The sequence below is a fragment of the Streptomyces enissocaesilis genome (assembly GCF_039533765.1).
Lineage (GTDB): Bacteria > Actinomycetota > Actinomycetes > Streptomycetales > Streptomycetaceae > Streptomyces > Streptomyces enissocaesilis.
Window position 1 is genome coordinate 176,672 of record NZ_BAAAUD010000051.1, and the last position, 15,504, is coordinate 192,175.

General features: G+C 70.8%; 14 protein-coding genes. 2 read left to right on the forward strand and 12 right to left on the reverse strand.

Annotated elements, in window-relative coordinates:
• Nucleotides 1-16: 16 nt before the first annotated feature.
• The gene (locus ABD374_RS26615) at nt 17-586 is read right to left on the reverse strand and encodes a dienelactone hydrolase family protein (protein WP_344498209.1); all 570 of its coding nucleotides are present in this window, start codon (nt 584-586) and stop codon (nt 17-19) included.
• A 30-nt stretch (nt 587-616) separates the two neighbouring features.
• Here ABD374_RS26615 and ABD374_RS26620 point away from each other — a divergent pair, with 30 nt between their 5' ends.
• Entirely contained in the window at nt 617-1,708 is a 1,092-nt protein-coding gene (locus ABD374_RS26620) for a mechanosensitive ion channel family protein (RefSeq protein WP_344498211.1), read from the forward strand.
• A 70-nt stretch (nt 1,709-1,778) separates the two neighbouring features.
• On the opposite strand, the gene ABD374_RS26625 is transcribed toward ABD374_RS26620, so the two are convergent.
• The 5 genes from ABD374_RS26625 to ABD374_RS26645 form a co-directional block, all read right to left on the reverse strand.
• Nucleotides 1,779-3,365: a Na+/H+ antiporter gene (locus ABD374_RS26625; protein ID WP_344498213.1), complete on the reverse strand. Its 1,587-nt coding sequence runs from the start codon at nt 3,363-3,365 to the stop codon at nt 1,779-1,781.
• Between the two features lie 95 nt (nt 3,366-3,460).
• Entirely contained in the window at nt 3,461-3,883 is a 423-nt protein-coding gene (locus ABD374_RS26630; RefSeq protein WP_344498444.1) for a GNAT family N-acetyltransferase, read from the reverse strand.
• Nucleotides 3,884-3,942: 59 nt separating this feature from the next.
• Nucleotides 3,943-4,884, reverse strand: a complete 942-nt coding sequence (locus tag ABD374_RS26635; protein ID WP_344498215.1) for an RluA family pseudouridine synthase — start codon at nt 4,882-4,884, stop codon at nt 3,943-3,945.
• A gap of 17 nt (nt 4,885-4,901) precedes the next feature.
• Nucleotides 4,902-5,498 carry a signal peptidase II gene (gene lspA, locus ABD374_RS26640; RefSeq protein WP_344498217.1) on the reverse strand — a complete coding sequence of 199 codons (597 nt, stop codon included), beginning with the start codon at nt 5,496-5,498 and terminating at the stop codon, nt 4,902-4,904.
• A gap of 129 nt (nt 5,499-5,627) precedes the next feature.
• On the reverse strand, nt 5,628-6,368 hold the full coding sequence (locus tag ABD374_RS26645) for a TraR/DksA family transcriptional regulator (protein WP_344498219.1): 741 nt from the start codon (nt 6,366-6,368) through the stop codon (nt 5,628-5,630).
• Nucleotides 6,369-6,931: 563 nt separating this feature from the next.
• On the opposite strand from ABD374_RS26645, the gene ileS reads away from it, so the two are divergent.
• A complete protein-coding gene (gene ileS / locus ABD374_RS26650) occupies nt 6,932-10,069 on the forward strand; it encodes an isoleucine--tRNA ligase (RefSeq protein ID WP_344498221.1) in 3,138 nt (1,045 codons plus the stop codon).
• Between the two features lie 279 nt (nt 10,070-10,348).
• Here the strand turns inward: ileS and ABD374_RS26655 are convergent, their stop codons facing one another.
• The 6 genes from ABD374_RS26655 to ftsZ form a co-directional block, all read right to left on the reverse strand.
• Entirely contained in the window at nt 10,349-11,578 is a 1,230-nt protein-coding gene (locus ABD374_RS26655; RefSeq protein WP_344498223.1) for a DivIVA domain-containing protein, read from the reverse strand.
• Between the two features lie 49 nt (nt 11,579-11,627).
• Nucleotides 11,628-11,924: a YggT family protein gene (locus ABD374_RS26660; RefSeq protein WP_344498225.1), complete on the reverse strand. Its 297-nt coding sequence runs from the start codon at nt 11,922-11,924 to the stop codon at nt 11,628-11,630.
• Between the two features lie 69 nt (nt 11,925-11,993).
• The gene (locus tag ABD374_RS26665) at nt 11,994-12,611 is read right to left on the reverse strand and encodes a cell division protein SepF (RefSeq protein ID WP_344498227.1); all 618 of its coding nucleotides are present in this window, start codon (nt 12,609-12,611) and stop codon (nt 11,994-11,996) included.
• 123 nt (nt 12,612-12,734) lie between these two features.
• A complete protein-coding gene (locus ABD374_RS26670) occupies nt 12,735-13,454 on the reverse strand; it encodes a YggS family pyridoxal phosphate-dependent enzyme (protein WP_344498229.1) in 720 nt (239 codons plus the stop codon).
• Entirely contained in the window at nt 13,451-14,206 is a 756-nt protein-coding gene (gene pgeF / locus ABD374_RS26675; protein WP_425577366.1) for a peptidoglycan editing factor PgeF, read from the reverse strand. Before pgeF ends, ABD374_RS26670 begins: the two co-directional genes overlap by 4 nt.
• Nucleotides 14,207-14,208: 2 nt before the next feature.
• Complete coding sequence (gene ftsZ / locus ABD374_RS26680) at nt 14,209-15,441, reverse strand: cell division protein FtsZ (RefSeq protein ID WP_344498233.1); 1,233 nt, start codon at nt 15,439-15,441, stop codon at nt 14,209-14,211.
• Between the last annotated feature and the right edge of the window lie 63 nt (nt 15,442-15,504).

The following is a 15,504-nucleotide window of genomic DNA, read 5'->3' on the forward strand; positions in this document are numbered from 1 at the left end:
CCGAACCGCCGAACCGCTACAGCGTCGCCAGGAACCCGGCCGCGACCTTCCACGTCTGCTGGGCGGCCGCCGCGTCGTAGTCCGGCAGATCCGGGTCGGTGTAGAGGTGCCCGGCCCCGGGATAGCGGTAGATCTCCACATCCGCGCCGACCCGCCGCATCCGCAGGTACCAGGCGTTCAGCCAGTCGTCCGACTCGAACGGGTCCGGGTCCGCGACATGCAGCTGCACGGGCAGGTCGGGCGCCGAAGCGTCGTCCGCGATGTCCGAGGTTCCGTGCAGGAGCAGCAGTCCGCGGGCCTTCTCGTCGCCGAGCGCCAGGTTCTGCGCGACGGACCCGCCGAAGGAGAAACCGGCGTACACCAGCCCCTTCTCGGAGTGCGGGGCGGCGGCGAGGACGGCACGCCGCAGCAGCTCGTCCCGGCCGATGCCGTCCTTGACCGCCATCCCCTCCTCCACGGTCCCGGCGGTTTGGCCCTCGAAGAGGTCGGGCACGTGCACCTGGTGCCCGGCGGCACGAAGTCGCTCTGCTGCGGCGTGCACCGCCGGGCGCAGACCGTAGACGGAGTGGAAAAGCATGATGTCCATTCCGCCATCCTCCCACTGAGCTTCGGAGTCATGGAGACCGTACTGCGCCCGCTGATCGTCATCGGTGGCTCGGTCGTGCTCACACTGGTCGTCGGCTGGGCCGCCGACCTGCTGCTGCGCCGCACCGACGCCCGTCACCACGAGACCCCGCTGTGGGGCCTGCTGCGGCGCTGCCGTGTGCCGTTGCAGGTCCTGATCCTGGCCGCCGTCCTGAGGGGGGCGTACGGGAAGACCCGCCTGGACATCGTCCAGGACCACAGGGCGGGCATCGGCCAGGTGCTCTCCCTCGTGCTGATCGGTGCCGGTGCGTGGCTCGTGATCCGGATCGCCTCCGCCATAGTCGAGTCGTCGTACGCCCGCTACGCGTCCACCACGCGTGATCCGGCCCGCGTACGGCGAGTCCGTACGCAGGTGACGCTGATCATGCGGATCGTGACCGCGGTCGTGGTCGTGGTGGCGGTCGGCGCGATGCTGATGACCTTCCCCGGCATGAAGACGATCGGCACGTCGATGCTCGCCTCGGCCGGAATCATAGGCATCGTCGCCGGTGTCGCGGCCCAGTCGACCCTCGGCAACCTCTTCGCCGGCTTCCAGATCGCCTTCGGCGACATGGTGCGCATAGGGGACACCGTGGTCGTGGACGGCGAGTGGGGCGTGGTGGAGGAGGTCACGCTCACCTTCCTCGCCGTACGGACCTGGGACGAGCGGCGGATCACCATGCCGGTGTCGTACTTCACCAGCAAGCCGTTCGAGAACTGGTCGCGCGGCGGGGCCCAGATGACCGGCACGGTCTTCTTCCACCTGGACCACAGCACGCCGGTGGATCTGATGCGGGAGAAGCTCCGGGAGATCCTCGGCACCTGCAAGGCGTGGGACGGCCGCGACTGGAGCCTGGCGGTCACCGACACGACGCCGAACACCATGGTGGTACGGGCGGTGGTCACCGCCAAGGACGCGGACGACGTCTGGACGGTGCGGTGCACCGTGCGCGAGCAGCTGATCGGCTGGCTGAGCGAGAAGCATCCGTACGCCCTCCCGCGCATCGCCACCGCACCGGCCGCCGAGCCCCCGAACAGCAAGCCGCCGCTCACGGACGAGAAGCCGCGCACCGGACGGGGATAGACCACGGGCGGGACAGACCACGGGCGGGCCCGCCCGGCGATCGCGGCGGCCGGGGACGAGGACCCCTGCCCTACTTGAGGCCGCGCACGTCCAAGTGGTGCAGCACCCGGTCGACGACCTCCGGATCCGCCCCGGGCTCGTTGCGCGCGGAGAGCACCTCGTGGCGGGCGGCCGACATCATCTCCCGCTGGATCCGGTGCACCGACTTGATCCGCTCGACGCGCTGCGCGGACGCCTCGCGCCGCTCGTCGTCCACGATCTCGGGGCTGATCCTGGCCGCGATGTCGAACGCGCCCCGCTGCAACCGGTCCAGGACGTCGTCCGGCAGGTCCTCGACCTCCTGGATCTCCCTGAGCCTGCGCTTGGCCGCCTTCGCCGCCCGTACCGCGAGGTCGTGTTCGAGCTCGCCCTCCGCTCCCGTGTCCGCGCGTACGCCGAGCCTGCGCACCAGCCACGGCAGGGTGAGCCCCTGGACGAGGAGGGTGGCCATGATGACGCAGAACGCGACGAACACGATCTCGTCCCGGGCCGGGAACGGCGAGCCGTCGTCCGTCCGGATCGGAATGGCCAGCGCCAGCGCGACCGACGCCACCCCCCGCATTCCCGACCACCACATGACGACGGTCTCGCGCCAGCTGACCGGGATGTCCTCGTCGTAGTCCCGCAGTGTGTGCAGCCGCTTGGCCAGCCAGGTCGCGGGCAGCAGCCACACCAGCCGTACGCCGACGACCACCCCGACGACCACGGCGCCCCAGCCGAGCATCTCGCCCAGGCGGCCGTCGGCCGTGCCGAAGACGTTGTGCAGCTCGAGGCCGATCAGCCCGAAGGCGACACCGGTGACAAGGGTGTCGACGATCTGCCAGAAGGTCTGTCCGGCGAGGCGGCCGAGTACGTCGTCGGCGTCGACGGCGTGCTCCGCCAGGTACAGCGCGATGACGAGCACGGCGAGCACGCCGGACCCCTTGAACTCCTCCGCCAGCACATAGGCGACGAAGGGCGCCAGCAGCGTGAGGCTGATCTGGAGGGTCGTGTCGCCGAGGAAGTCCATCAGCTTGTCGGTGACCCAACCCAGCCCGAATCCGACGACGACGGCGACGAGCGCGGACAGGAAGAGCTCCCCGACCGCCGTCGGCCAGGAAAACGTTCCGCTCACCGCCGCCGCGACCGCCACGTGGTAGAGCACGATGGCCGTCACGTCGTTGAACAGCCCCTCGCCCTCCAGGATCGACACGAGCCGCCGCGGCAGTCCGAGCGACCCGGCGACGGCGGTCGCCGCGACCGGGTCGGGCGGGGCGACGAGCGCGCCCAGCGCGATGGCCGCGGCGATCGGCAGCCCGGGGACGACGGCGTGGGCGACCGCGGCCACCGCGGCGGTCGTGACGAAGACGAGCGCCACCGCCAGCAGCAGGATGGGCCGGATGTTCGCGGTGAACTGCCGCCAGGAGGTCCGCTGCACGGCGGCGTACAGCAGCGGCGGCAGGACCAGCGGCAGGATGTACTCGGGCGGGACCTCGACGTTCGGTACGAACGGCAGCAGCGCCAGGACGATCCCGGCGAGCGTCATCAGTACCGGCGCCGGCAGCCCCAGGCGCTCCCCCAGCGGCACCGTGACGACGGCCCCCAGCAACAGCACGAACAGCAGGGCCAACTGATCCACGGTGCACCATCCGGCGGTTCGAAACCTCGGCGATCAAGGTTCCAAGCGTGCCATGCGACGCGTTCCGGCCGGGACGTCCCCCTGCGGCGCGCGGTCTACAGCGCGCGCCGCATCGCCCGGTGCGCGATCCCCGCGTCCGGGAACTCGGGTCCGTACGCGACGTACCCGAGCCGCTCGTAGAAGCCGAGCGCGTGCGTCTGCGCGTGCAGGTCCACCGCGCTCAGACCGCGCTCCACGGCCGCGTCCTCGATCGCCCGCACCAGTGCCGCCCCGACGCCGGACCCGCGCGCCTCCCGGCTCACGGCCAGCCGGCCGAGGGAGCCGACCGTCGCGTCCCCGCCGGTCCTGCCGGCCGCGGCGGCGCCGTACAGCAGCCGCCCGGTGCCCAGCGGCAGCCCGTCACCGGACACCGCCAGGACGTGCACCGCGCCGGCGTCGTACGCGTCGTACTCGATGTCGGCGGGCACCTCCTGCTCGACGACGAAGACCTGCTTGCGCACGGCGAAACAGGCCTCCATGTCGGCAGGCCCCTCCGCGATCCGGACGGCGTACGAAGGCACGCCCGTCGGCTGCCCGCTCACTCGCTCTCGGCCCGGATCACGTCCAGTGCCTTCTGCAGGTCGGCGGGGTACTCGCTGTGGAACTCGACCCACTGCCCGTCCGACGGGTGCTCGAAGCCGAGCCGTACCGCGTGCAGCCACTGCCGCGTCAGGCCGAGCCGCTTGCCCATGGTCGGGTCGGCGCCGTAGGTCAGGTCGCCCACGCACGGGTGGCGGTGGGCGGACATGTGCACGCGGATCTGGTGGGTGCGGCCCGTCTCCAGCTTGATGTCGAGGAGGGACGCGGCCCGGAACGCCTCGATCAGGTCGTAGTGCGTGACCGAGGGCTTGCCCTCGGCCGTCACGGCCCACTTGTAGTCGTGGTTGGGGTGGCGCCCGATCGGGGCGTCGATGGTGCCGCTCATCGGGTCCGGGTGGCCCTGGACCAGCGCGTGGTACTTCTTCTCGACGACCCGGTCCCGGAACTGCGCCTTGAGCAGCGTGTACGCCCGCTCCGACTTGGCCACGACCATGAGGCCCGAGGTGCCCACGTCGAGGCGGTGCACGATGCCCTGCCGCTCGGCCGCCCCCGACGTCGAGATCCGGTACCCGGCGGCGGCGAGGCCGCCGATCACGGTGGTGCCGGTCCAGCCGGGGCTGGGGTGGGCGGCGACGCCGACCGGCTTGGCGATCACGACGACGTCGTCGTCGTCGTGCACGATCTCCATGCCCTCGACGGGCTCGGCGACGATCTGTACGGGGGCTGCGGCCTGCGGCATCTCCACCTCGAGCCAGGCCCCGCCGCGGACCCGCTCGGACTTCCCGACCACCGACCCGTCGACCTGGACCTTCCCGGCGGCGGCAAGCTCGGCCGCCTTCGTGCGGGAGAACCCGAACATCCGGGAGATGGCGGCGTCGACGCGCTCGCCCTCAAGGCCATCGGGAACGGGCAGGGTGCGGAACTCGGGAATGGTACTCACCCGTCGAGTATGCCTTGTCAGTCCTTGTGAACGGTCCCGTCGGGGTCCAGCCCCCGGAACGACAGGATCACAATGAGGATGCCGCCGCACACGATCGCGGAGTCCGCGAGGTTGAAGACCGCGAAGTTCGCCGGGGCGATGAAGTCGACCACGGCGCCCTTGAAGACGCCGGGGGAGCGGAAGATCCGGTCGGTGAGGTTGCCGAGCGCACCACCGAGCAGCAGGCCCAGCGCGATGGCCCAGGGCAGGCTGTAGAGCTTGCGCGCGAGCCGGGCGATCACCACGATCACGGAGGCCGCGATGACCGTGAAGATGACGGTGAAGGCCTCGCCGATGCCGAAGGCGGCGCCCGCGTTCCTGATCGCCTCGAACCTCAGCAGATCACCGACGACCTCGATCGGCTCGTGGTGCTCCAGCTTGGCCACCACGATCATCTTGCTGATCAGATCGAACAGGTAGGCCACGAGTGCCACCGTGAACAGCACGGCGATCTTCCGCTTGCCCCTGCCCACCGGCTGCTCGCCCGGGACCGCCTCGTCGGAGGGCCGCTCCGGCTCGGCTCCCCCGGTCTCAGGGGTATCCGGCATACCGATGATGCGCTCCGCCTCTGCCACGTGAGTCCCTCAACCTAGGTGCCTGACTGAGCACGAGGGTACGGCACACACGTACGGACGGCCCCGGTGACGGACTCGGCGGCGGGCCCGGATTCCGACACCGGCCCGGGCCCCGGCCCCGGTCCGGGCTCAGTAGCGGCGCTCCTGCTTCTGCTTGTCCTCCACACACAGCGTGGCGCGCGGGAACGCCTGCATGCGCGCCTTGCCGATCGGTTTGCCGCAGACCTCGCAGAGCCCGTACGTCCCGGCGTCCAGCCGCTCCAGGGCCCGCCCGGTCTGTTCCAGGCGCTCGCGGGCGCTGGCCGCCAGTGCCAGCTCGTACTCCCGTGAGATGTTCTTGGTGCCGGTGTCGGCCTGGTCGTCGCCTGCGCCGTCCCCGGAGTCCCGCATCAGCCCGGACACCGCCTCCTCCGACGCGGCGATCTCCGCCCTGAGGTCGGAGACCTCCTTCTCCAGCTGGGCCCGCGCCCCGGCGACCTCGTCCGGGGTCCACGGGTCCTCCCCCGGCCTGACCGCGAGCTCGTCGGGGGCCGCCAGCGCTGCCGTCCGGGACTTGGGGAGCGCCGTCGCCGTGGCCGCGGCCGTCTTCTTGGCGGCCGGGGTCCTGCTCGTAGCCTTTTTCGCAACCACCGTCTTGGCTCCTGTCTCTTCCGCGGCCTGAGCCGCCCCCTTGGCCGCAGGAGCGGCCCTCTTCGCAGCCGCCTTCTCGGCAGGTGCCTTCTTGGCCGGTGCCGCCTTCTTCGCGGCGGTCCTCTTCGTGGCGGACTTCTTGGCAGCAGCCTTCTCGGCAGCGGTCTTCTCCACGACGGGGTCCTTCTCCGCCGTGCCGGTCCCGTCTGCGCCCTGTACGGCGGTCTTCTTAGCCACCATGGCCGCGACCCCTTCACATATTGTGATTTTGCACGCGAGTCGTTCTGGGACGATAAGTCGACTCCCGCCCCGCGGCAACGGGGCACGCCGCCGGCCGGCACGGCCGCGCGTCGGGCGCGGCGGGCCTGCATCGGTTGTGCCCAGCTCTCCGCCCGGTAATCCGCCCCGGGGGCGCGGGCGGACTCCGCGGGATCGCGTCCGGCCGTCCGGGTGAGCGGCGCGCACTGCGGCGCCGCGCGAAAACGGGGCGACTGCCCGGCCCCGCGGCCCGTACACTGGGCGCAGCGAAAGGCCACGACGGGGACGAGTAGCGTCGTACGCAGCCAAGAGCGATCCGGGGACGGTGTGAGCCCGGCGGCGAGCGCGATGTGAAGCATCACCCCTGAGCCGCCGGAAGAAAGCTTTGGACAGTGGGCTCCGCCCACGGGCGCAAGGCCAGTAGAACCGGCATCGCTGCCCCAATGAGGGGGTCACGGGCGCCGCCCGGGGCCAAGGAGGGTGGTACCGCGGGAGCCCAGCGCTCTCGTCCCTCCGACGGAAGCCACAGTCCGCCGGAGGAATCGATGTCGCTGTACCGCCAGGTGCCCGCCCAGGTCGACCTTCCCGCGCTCGAGCACGCCGTGCTCGATTTCTGGCGCGAGAACAAGGTCTTCTCGAAGAGTCTCGAACAGTCCGAGGGACGCCCCGAGTGGGTGTTCTACGAGGGCCCGCCCACCGCCAACGGCATGCCGGGCGCGCACCACATCGAGGCCCGCGTCTTCAAGGACGTCTTCCCGCGCTTTCGCACCATGCGCGGCTACCACGTGGCCCGCAAGGCCGGCTGGGACTGCCACGGCCTGCCGGTCGAGCTCGCCGTCGAGAAGGAGCTGGGCTTCAACGGCAAGAAGGACATCGAGGAGTACGGCATCGCGGAGTTCAACGCGAAGTGCCGCGAGTCGGTGACCCGCCACACCGACGCCTTCACCGAGCTCACGCACCGCATGGGCTACTGGGTCGACCTCGACGACGCGTACCGGACCATGGACCCGTCGTACGTCCAGTCGGTCTGGTGGTCGCTGAAGGAGATCTTCAACAAGGGCCTGCTGGTCCAGGACCACCGCGTCGCCCCCTGGTGCCCCCGCTGCGGCACCGGCCTGTCCGACCACGAGCTGGCGCAGGGGTACGAGACGGTCGTCGACCCCTCGGTCTTCGTCCGCTTCCCGCTGACCTCGGGTCCGCTCGCGGGCGAGGCGTCGCTGCTGATCTGGACGACGACCCCCTGGACCCTCGTCTCCAACACGGCGGTCGCCGCGCACCCCGACGTCACCTACGTCGTGGCGACGAACGGCGAGGAGAAGCTGGTCGTGGCCCAGCCCCTCCTGGAGAAGTCCCTCGGCGAGGGCTGGGAGGCCACCGGCCGGAGCTTCACCGGCGCCGAGATGGAGCGCTGGACGTACGAGCGCCCCTTCGCGCTGATCGAGTTCCCCTCCGAAGCGCACTACGTCGTCAACGCCGACTACGTCACCACCGAGGACGGCACGGGTCTGGTCCACCAGGCCCCCGCCTTCGGTGAGGACGACCTCAAGACCTGCCGGGCGTACGGCCTCCCGGTCGTGAACCCGGTCCTGCCCGACGGCACCTTCGAGCCGGAACTCGCCCTCGTCGGCGGCCAGTTCTTCAAGAAGGCCGACGAGGCCCTCACCGCCGACCTGGACGAGCGCGGAGTGCTCTTCCGCCACACCCCGTACGAGCACAGCTACCCGCACTGCTGGCGCTGCCACACCGCGCTCCTCTACTACGCGCAGCCGTCCTGGTACATCAGGACCACCGCGGTCAAGGACGCGCTGCTGCGCGAGAACGAGCAGACCAACTGGTTCCCGGAGTCGGTGAAGCAGGGCCGCTTCGGCGACTGGCTGAACAACAACATCGACTGGGCCCTGTCCCGCAACCGCTACTGGGGCACCCCGCTGCCCATCTGGCGCTGCGAGGACGACCACCTCACGTGCGTCGGCTCACTCGCCGAGCTCTCCGACCTCACCGGCACCGACCAGTCGTCCCTGGACCCGCACCGCCCGTACATCGACGCGGTGACCTTCCCCTGCCCGACCTGCGACCGGACCGCGACGCGCGTCCCCGAGGTCATCGACGCCTGGTACGACTCGGGCTCGATGCCGTTCGCGCAGTGGGGCTACCCGTACCAGAACAAGGAGCTCTTCGAGAAGCGCTACCCGGCGCAGTTCATCTCGGAGGCGATCGACCAGACCCGCGGCTGGTTCTACACGCTGATGGCCGTCGGCACGCTGGTCTTCGACAAGTCGTCGTACGAGAACGTGGTCTGCCTGGGCCACATCCTCGCCGAGGACGGCCGGAAGATGTCCAAGCACCTGGGCAACATCCTCCAGCCCATCCCGCTCATGGACCAGCACGGCGCCGACGCGGTCCGCTGGTTCATGGCGGCCGGCGGCTCCCCCTGGGCGGCCCGCCGGGTCGGCCACACCACCATCCAGGAGGTCGTCCGGAAGACCCTCCTCACGTACTGGAACACGGTCGCCTTCCAGGCCCTGTACGCCCGTACGTCGAACTGGGCCCCCTCGGCCTCGGACCCGGCCCCCGCGGACCGCCCGGTGCTGGACCGCTGGCTCCTGTCCGAGCTCCACGCGCTGACCGACCAGGTCACGCAGGCCCTGGAGTCGTACGACACCCAGCGGGCCGGCAAGCTCCTGTCCGCCTTCGTCGACGACCTCTCGAACTGGTACGTACGCCGCTCGCGCCGCCGCTTCTGGCAGGGTGACAAGGCGGCGCTGCGCACCCTGCACGACGTGGTCGAGACGGTCACCCGCCTCATGGCCCCCCTGACCCCCTTCATCACCGAGCGGGTCTGGCAGGACATGATCGTCCCGGTCACCCCGGACGCCCCGGAGTCGGTCCACCTCTCCACCTGGCCCGAGCCCGACCTGGCCTCGATCGACCCGACGCTGTCCCGGCAGATGGCGCTGGTACGCCGCCTGGTCGAGCTGGGGCGCGCGACGCGCGCCGAGTCGGGCGTCAAGACCCGCCAGCCCCTGTCCCGCGCGCTGGTCGCGGCCTCCGGCTTCGAGTCGCTCACCCCCGAACTCCAGGCCCAGATCACCGAGGAGCTGAACGTCTCCTCCCTCGCCTCGCTCTCCGAGGTGGGCGGCTCGCTCGTCGACACGACCGCCAAGGCGAACTTCCGCGCCCTCGGCAAGCGCTTCGGCAAGGGCGTGCAGGCGGTGGCCAAGGCCGTGGCGGAGGCGGACGCGGCGGCTCTGTCGCTGGCCCTGCGCGAGGGCACGGCGACGGTCGCGGTGGACGGCGAAGAGGTGCCCCTCTCCCCGGACGAGGTGATCATCACCGAGACCCCGCGCGAGGGCTGGTCGGTGGCCTCCGACTCGGGCGCCACGGTCGCCCTGGACCTGGAGATCACCCCCGGACTGCGCCGCGCGGGCCTGGCCCGGGACGCGATCCGGCTGATCCAGGAGGCCCGCAAGAACAGCGGCCTGGACGTCGCGGACCGTATCGCCGTGCGCTGGGCGGCGGACTCCCCCGAGACGGCGGAGGCGCTCACCGAGCACGCGGCGCTCATCGCGGACGAGGTCCTGGCGCTGGACTTCGCCGCCGCCGAGGCGGACGCCACCTACGGCGCCCCGTTCACCGACGAGGGCCTGTCCCTCACGTTCCGCCTCCGCAAGACCGAGGTGTAACGCCCAGCGGCAACAGGGCCCGGCCGACCTCGTCGGCCGGGCCTTCGCGTTTCTCCGCCCCCGGGCGGGCGGGGAGGTCCGGCCCGTCCGGCGTCCGAGGACCGGGGGCCGGGACGGAGCCCCGGTTACGGGCAGGAGCGGGGCGGGGTACGAGCCCGCCGCAAACGCCCGGCCCGTACCCGCACCCCGCGTACGCAAAAGGGCCGGGCCCCGGGGAAGAATCCCCGGGGCCCGGCCCTCAGCCTGCCGACGGCTACGCGCTCAGCGCGCGCACGGCCGTCAGTTGTCGTCCTCGTCGATGAGGAATCCGCGCATCGGCGACGGAGCCTGCTGCATCGGCTGCGGCGCCTGCGGCCGCACCGGCGCCATCGGCTGAGTCATCGCCGGCGACATCTGCTGCTGGCCGCCGTACGACGGACCGTTGGAGGACGGGCCACCGTGGCCGCCCATCGACTGGTTGCCCCCCATGCCGTGCCCCATGCCGCCCGAGCCGGCCGATGCCATCGAACCGCTCATCTGCGGAGCCGGCGGCAGCGAAGCGGTCGCCGGGGTCCGCGGCGGAGCCAGCGAGTCGTCGGCCTGGGTCTCCAGCTGACGCAGCTGGCTCTCCAGGTAGGACTTCAGCCTGGTCCGGTACTCGCGCTCGAAGCCACGCAGGTCCTCGACCTTGCGCTCCAGCGTGGCGCGGGCGGACTCCAGCGAGCCCATCGCCACGCGGTGCTTCTCCTGCGCGTCCCGCTCCAGCGCGTCGGCCTTCGCACGGGCGTCCCGCTCCAGACCCTCGGCGCGGCTGCGCGCCTCGCCGACGATCTTGTTGGCCTCGGAACGGGCCTCCGCGATCGCCTGGTCGGCGGTCTGCTGCGCCAGCGAGAGCACACGCGCGGCACTGTCGCCGCCGGGGCCCTGACCGGGCTGCGGGAGCTGCGGACCGTGACCGCCCATGGGACCGCCCATCGGGCCGCCCATCGGGTTCTGGCCCATGGGGTTCTGCCCCATCTGACCCTGGCCCATCTGACCCTGGCCCATGGGGCCCTGCCCCATCGGGCCGGGGCCGTGCTGGCCCTGCGGGCCGGGACCGTGCTGGCCCTGGCCCATCTGGCCCTGACCCATCTGACCCTGGCCGTGCTGGCCGTGCTGGCCGTGCTGGCCCTGCTGTCCGTGGCCACTGGGGCCTGCGGGCAGCTGCGGAGCGCCACCCGGCAGCTGGGGCGGGCCCATCTGCGGCGGCTGCTGCTGGACCGGCGGACCGGATATGGCGGCGGGCACGGGCGCGCCGGGGCGATCCTGCTGCTCCGGCGGCTTGCGCATACCCTGCTGCTGCTGGTTCTGGGCGGCGGCACGCGTCGCGGCGGCCAGCTTCGCGCGCAGATCCTCGTTCTCGCGCAGCAGGCGCGTCAGTTCAGCTTCGACCTCGTCGAGGAAGGCATCGACCTCGTCCTCGTCATAGCCTTCTCGGAGGCGGACGGTCGTGAACTGCTTGTTCCGCACGTCCTCGGGGGTCAACGGCATCTCTTCTTCACCTCTACGTAGTCGTCGGCAGTCGGCAAGACCGTATCGCTCACATCCTGCTCGCAAAGCTGTTCACCATGCTGATCAGGATGTAGACGATGATCATCAGAACGAAGAAGGACAGGTCGAGTGCCACGCCCCCGAGACGCAGCGGCGGAATGAACCGCCGCAGAAGCTTGAGCGGTGGATCGGTGACAGTGTAGGTGGCCTCCAGAACGACCACCATCGCCTTGCCGGGTTCCCATGAGCGTGCGAACTGGAAGACGTAATCCATGACCAACCGGAAGATCAGCACGATGAGGAAACACATCAGCGCGATGTAGATCACGTCCAGTGCGATACCCATCTCGCGCTTCCCTCTCCCCGTACTCTCGTGGCTCCGGCCGCCGGCCGGGGTTGTTCCCGGTGCCTTGTCTCAGCTCTGGTTGAAGAAACCGCCCTCTGCGATACGGGCCTTGTCCTCCGCCGTGACATCGACGTTAGCAGGCGACAACAGGAACACCTTCTGCGTCACTCGTTCAATGCTGCCATGCAGACCGAAGACCAGTCCCGCCGCAAAGTCGACAAGTCGCTTCGCGTCCGTGTCGTCCATCTCGGTCAGGTTCATGATCACCGGAGTGCCCTCACGGAAGTGTTCCCCGATGGTACGGGCCTCGTTGTAGGTCCGCGGGTGCAGCGTGGTGATGCGGTAGGGCTCCCGCTCGGACACGACCTTGGGCATGATCACCGGTGCGTTCTTCTCCAGGTTCGGACGTTCAGGTGTGATAGATGCCACGGGGGCGATACGTGCGGGTCGTCCGATTTCTGCGGGAAGCGGAGTGGAGTGGGGCACCGGCTCACGCTGGGCGGGCGGCTGCACCACACGTACGGGCTCCTCGTGCCGCTCCTGATGCGGGGGCTGGTGGCGACGGTGCTCCCGCTCCGGCTCCGGCTCGGGCTCGAAATCGTCATCGGGATCGAAACCCCGGCCGTCGTACCCATCGTCCTCCACGAGGCCGAGGTAGACCGCCATCTTGCGCATCGCGCCGGCCATTCTCTGAGTCCTCCGCTCTGTGGTGGATCGGCATCATTACCAAGTGCCCGCGATCCACTCGGTCTCCCACCCATCAGTGGGAATGACCATATTTTCTGCTGTGGTCCGACCTGCTTCGCGACGTTACCCGAGCCCGGGTCGGACTCCGAGCACCGCAGTACCGACGCGTACATGTGTCGCTCCGGCGGCCACCGCGTGCTCAAGGTCCGCACTCATCCCTGCCGACACCATGTTCGCAGCAGGATGGGCCACGCGCAGGCTGGACGAGAATTCCATCAGCCGCTCGAATGCCGCTCTTTGGCGCCCCGCGTACGGCCCGGCGAGCGGCGCGACGGTCATCAGGCCCCCGAGTCTGAGACCCGGCGCGCCGGCCACCTCCGCGGCCAACTCCTCGATGCCGTCGGGCGCGACGCCGCCGCGCTCCCCCCGCTCGCCCGACTCCGCGTCGAGGGCGACCTGAATGAGGCAGTCCAGTTCGCGCCCGGCGCGTACCGCCCCGGCCGAGAGCGCCGTAACGAGCTTCGCCCGGTCGACGGACTGCACCACATCGGCATAACTGGCCACAGAACGGGCCTTGTTTGTCTGAAGTTGCCCGACAAAGTGCCAGTTGAGTGACAGATCCGCGCACGCGGCCGCCTTGGGCGCCGCGTCCTGGTCCTTGTTCTCCGCGACATGGCGTACGCCGAGTTCGGCGAGCAGGCGCACATCACCGGCCGGGTACGTCTTGGTGACCACGATCAGGGTCACCTCTTCGCGCTCCCGCCCCGCGCTCGCACAGGCGGCGGCGATACGCGCCTCCACCTGCGCCAGGTTCGAGGCGAGTTGTTCCTTGCGGTCCGTCATGCCCATCCGTCCAGCCAGACATATCCGGCGAGCCGCCCCGTGGTGCGGTCGCGGCGGTAGGAGAAGTGGTCGCCCGACTCCAGCGTGCAGACCGGTGACTGCCGCCGGTCGCGTACGCCGAGCGCTTCGAGCTGGGCGTGCACTCCGGCGCTCACGTCGACGGCCGCCGTTCCCCAGCTGGTCTGCGACCAGGCCTCGGGCACGGCCCGTGCGACCTCGGCCCGCATCTCCTCCGGAACCTCGTAGCAGCGCCCGCAGACGGCGGGCCCCGTACGCGCGGTGATACGGGACGGCTCGGCGCCCAGCGCGATCATCGCCTCGACCGCGGCCGGGACGACCCCCGCGACCAGGCCGGGGCGTCCGGCGTGAGCGGCGGCCGCGACACCGGCGACGGGGTCGGCCAGCAGAACGGGCGTGCAGTCCGCGGTGAGCACGGCGAGGGCGAGACCGCGGCGGGCGGTCACGATCGCGTCGACCGCGGGAACGGTCCGGTCCTTCTCGGCGCTCGCGGCGCCCCACGGCCCCTCGACCACGGCCACGTCGCGGCCGTGCACCTGGTTCATCCAGACGACCAGGTCCGGGTCGAGGCCGAGCGCCTTGGCCGCGATCTCCCGGTTGCCGCGCACGGCGGCGGGGTCGTCGCCGACCGCGCCGCCGAGATTGAGCTGGTCGTACGGAACGGCGCTCACGCCGCCCCACCTGTCGGTGAAGGCGAAGTGCGCGCCGTTCTCGTGTATGGCGTCGGGCTGCACGGTCACTTCAAGAAGTCCGGGACATCCAGCTCTTCCGCCTGGCTGTCCTGGTACGGACGGGCCGGCGGTACGTGCGCCGGCGAGACCGGCGTGCTCGGGAGTTCGGCCGCCGGGGCGGCCTCGGCCTGGGGCTGGGCCGGAGCCGGCTCGTCACGCTCGCGCGGCGGAACGGTGCCGATGCCGCCGACGGGCCGCGAGGGCTCGGCGGGCCGGGACGGCGCGGACTCCTCGCGCTTGGAGCCCGATCCGGTGCCGACGCCGAGGACGTTCTCGCGGCGGGCCGGCGGCTGGCCGCCGTCGAAGCCCGCGGCGATGACGGTGACCCGTACCTCGTCGCCCAGCGCGTCGTCGATGACCGCGCCGAAGATGATGTTGGCCTCGGGGTGGGCGGCCTCGCTCACCAGCTGCGCGGCCTCGTTGATCTCGAAGAGACCGAGGTCGCTGCCGCCGGAGATGGAGAGCAGCACGCCGCGGGCGCCGTCGATGGACGCCTCCAGGAGCGGCGAGGAGATCGCCATCTCGGCTGCCGCCACCGCGCGGTCGTCGCCGCGCGCAGAACCGATGCCCATCAGCGCCGAACCGGCCTCGGACATCACCGACTTGACGTCGGCGAAGTCGAGGTTGATCAGGCCGGGGGTGGTGATGAGGTCGGTGATGCCCTGGACGCCGGAGAGCAGTACCTGGTCGGCGGACTTGAACGCGTCGAGCACGCTGACCTGGCGGTCCGAGATGGACAGCAGCCGGTCGTTGGGGATGACGATGAGGGTGTCGACCTCTTCGCGGAGTTCGGCGATGCCGTCCTCCGCCTGGTTCGCGCGACGCCGGCCCTCGAAGGTGAACGGGCGGGTGACCACACCGATCGTGAGGGCGCCGAGCGAGCGCGCGATGTTGGCGACGACAGGCGCGCCACCGGTTCCGGTGCCACCGCCTTCGCCGGCGGTGACGAAGACCATGTCGGCCCCCTTGAGGACCTCCTCGATCTCCTCACGGTGGTCCTCTGCCGCCTTGCGGCCGACTGCCGGGTTGGCCCCGGCGCCGAGGCCGCGGGTCAGTTCACGTCCGACGTCGAGCTTGACGTCGGCGTCGCTCATCAACAGGGCTTGCGCATCGGTGTTGATCGCGATGAACTCGACGCCCTTGAGACCGACCTCGATCATCCGGTTGATGGCATTGACACCACCGCCGCCGACACCGATGACCTTGATGACTGCGAGGTAGTTCTGCGGTGCTGCCACGTCGAAGGCCTCTCGCCTCGAGTTACGTGCCGCCGCGGAGTTGCAGCGCCGCGACGACTGATG

Excerpts from the sequence above, each read along its gene's own strand:
- ABD374_RS26615 (WP_344498209.1), bottom strand. The coding sequence starts at position 586 with ATGGACATCATGCTTTTCCACTCCGTCTACGGTCTGCGCCCGGCGGTG.
- ABD374_RS26620 (WP_344498211.1), top strand. The coding sequence starts at position 617 with ATGGAGACCGTACTGCGCCCGCTGATCGTCATCGGTGGCTCGGTCGTG.
- ABD374_RS26630 (WP_344498444.1), bottom strand. The coding sequence starts at position 3,883 with ATGGAGGCCTGTTTCGCCGTGCGCAAGCAGGTCTTCGTCGTCGAGCAG.
- ABD374_RS26645 (WP_344498219.1), bottom strand. The coding sequence starts at position 6,368 with ATGGTGGCTAAGAAGACCGCCGTACAGGGCGCAGACGGGACCGGCACG.
- ileS (WP_344498221.1), top strand. The coding sequence starts at position 6,932 with ATGTCGCTGTACCGCCAGGTGCCCGCCCAGGTCGACCTTCCCGCGCTC.
- ABD374_RS26655 (WP_344498223.1), bottom strand. The coding sequence starts at position 11,578 with ATGCCGTTGACCCCCGAGGACGTGCGGAACAAGCAGTTCACGACCGTC.
- ABD374_RS26660 (WP_344498225.1), bottom strand. The coding sequence starts at position 11,924 with ATGGGTATCGCACTGGACGTGATCTACATCGCGCTGATGTGTTTCCTC.
- ABD374_RS26665 (WP_344498227.1), bottom strand. The coding sequence starts at position 12,611 with ATGGCCGGCGCGATGCGCAAGATGGCGGTCTACCTCGGCCTCGTGGAG.
- ABD374_RS26670 (WP_344498229.1), bottom strand. The coding sequence starts at position 13,454 with ATGACGGACCGCAAGGAACAACTCGCCTCGAACCTGGCGCAGGTGGAG.